Annotated in this window: 3 protein-coding genes; 1 reads left to right on the forward strand and 2 read right to left on the reverse strand. The window is 60.5% G+C overall.

Annotation, left to right across the window (positions count from 1 at the left end; all coding sequences use genetic code 11):
• The coding region (locus PROAA_RS12245; protein ID WP_186411617.1) for a methylated-DNA--[protein]-cysteine S-methyltransferase at positions 1 to 753 on the forward strand (753 nt) is incomplete at its 5' end.
• Between the two features lie 28 nt (positions 754 to 781).
• Here PROAA_RS12245 and ilvN read toward each other — a convergent pair.
• Both ilvN and PROAA_RS12255 read right to left on the reverse strand, forming a co-directional pair.
• A complete protein-coding gene (gene ilvN / locus PROAA_RS12250; protein ID WP_186411618.1) occupies positions 782 to 1114 on the reverse strand; it encodes an acetolactate synthase small subunit in 333 nt (110 codons plus the stop codon).
• A gap of 2 nt (positions 1115 to 1116) precedes the next feature.
• Positions 1117 to 1775, reverse strand: a 659-nt coding sequence (locus tag PROAA_RS12255) for a thiamine pyrophosphate-dependent enzyme (RefSeq protein ID WP_245664263.1), incomplete at its 5' end; no start/stop codon positions are given.

The following is a 1775-nucleotide window of genomic DNA, read 5'->3' on the forward strand; positions in this document are numbered from 1 at the left end:
GGCATGAGTCCTTTCCATCTGCAACGCACTTTCAGCATCTGGGCAGGTATTTCGCCCAAGCGCTTTCTGCAATACCTGACCCGGGCGCATGCCCGCGCGCTTCTGCGTCAGAGTCACGATGTTCTCGCTGCCTCTCACGAAGCCGGATTGTCCGGTCCCGGCCGCCTGCACGATCTGATGGTTACCTGTGACGCGGTGACGCCGGGCGAGATCCGCGCCCTGGGTGCAGGGCTGGAAATCAACTACGGCTTCGGTTTGACGCCTTTCGGCCGGATAATCGCCGGCATCACGCCGCGCGGTCTATGTCATCTTCAGTTCTCCGAGAGTGGCGATGTGGGGGCCGCTTCCGCCATCCGCGCACTTCGGGACACGTGGCCCCAAGCGCGGCTGACAAGAAATGACAAGGTTGTGGACCCGATCACCTCGCGACTGCTCTGCCTGCACAACGAGCTGCCGACGCAGCAACAGCCGCTGCATCTTCTTCTGCACGGGTCGAATTTCCAGATCAAGGTATGGGAGGCGTTGCTGCGCATCCCAAGCGGCAGCATCGTCTCCTATGGAACCCTGGCCGGTATGGCGGGCTGCCCAAGGGCCCCACGGGCCGTCGGTTCGGCGCTGGCGCAGAACCGCGTCGCGCTGCTGATTCCCTGCCACCGCGTCATCCGCGAAAATGGCGAAACTGGCCAATACCGCTGGACAGCCGAGCGAAAACAGGCGCTGCTCGCTTTCGAATCGGCAGCGGTCCACTCGTGATGCATGACGGAGGCGGACTCCCGCAAACCTAGCGAAAGAATTCCTCCAGTCGCTCGAACACCTCGTGTTCCGCGCCATGTCGGCGCACCGACAGCACGTCTTCCAGTTTTTCGAGCTGCTTTACCATCTGCGCGAGCCGGACATCTTCGTTAACCATCAACCAGATCCGGCTGATTTCGCCACCGGCTGGTCCGTCGCCGGCTCCGGTTTCGACCGGCATGCACAGAATGCCTTCGACATTGTAAGCGCGACGCGAGAACATCCCGACAACATGAGACATCACGCCAGCATGGTTATTCACATCAAGTTCAAGCACCGTACGAGCCAGCGCCCGGTTCTCCGATTTTGAATTGGCATTCATGTTCAGCCTCCGATCATGTCTTTGTTGGCCGCGCCTGGCGCCACCATGGGTAAAACCTGCTCGCGCATGTCTATGCTGGCGTGAATCAGCACCGGCCCAGTTAATGACATTGCTGCACGCAGTGCTGTGACAGGGTCGCCTGCCTGGTCGAGGTCGAGCGTCTGCCAGCCAAAGCCCTCGGCCACCTTGATGAAGTCCGGCATTCCCCTGAATTTTGAAGCGAAAATTCTCTCGCCGTAGAACATGGTCTGCTGCTGAAACACCAGGCCCAGCGAAGCGTTGTTCATCAGCACAACCTTAACGTTGGCCTCTTCTTCCGCCGCCGTGGCGAACTCCTGTACGTTCATCAGAATGCTGCCGTCGCCGGTGAAACAAACCACCGTGCGTTGCGGTTCAGCCAGTGCCGCACCGATCGCTGCGGGCAAACCGAATCCCATCGTTCCGAGCCCGCCCGAAGTCAGCCATTGGCGCGGCCTGCGGAGCGGATAGGCTTGCGCTACCCACATCTGATGCTGACCGACATCGGTGGTGATCGTTGCTTCATCATCAACGCAATCGGCCACCGCGCGAATCAGGCCGTAATGCGAGCGCGGATCGTCAATGCCGGGCATGCGCAAGGGATAGTCCGCCTTCAAATCGGCCACCCGCGACAACCACGGCT

Source organism: Candidatus Propionivibrio aalborgensis (genome assembly GCF_900089945.1).
Lineage (GTDB): Bacteria > Pseudomonadota > Gammaproteobacteria > Burkholderiales > Rhodocyclaceae > Propionivibrio > Propionivibrio aalborgensis.

Coding starts and splice junctions, on each gene's coding strand:
- ilvN (WP_186411618.1), bottom strand. CDS start 1,114: ATGAATGCCAATTCAAAATCGGAGAACCGGGCGCTGGCTCGTACGGTG.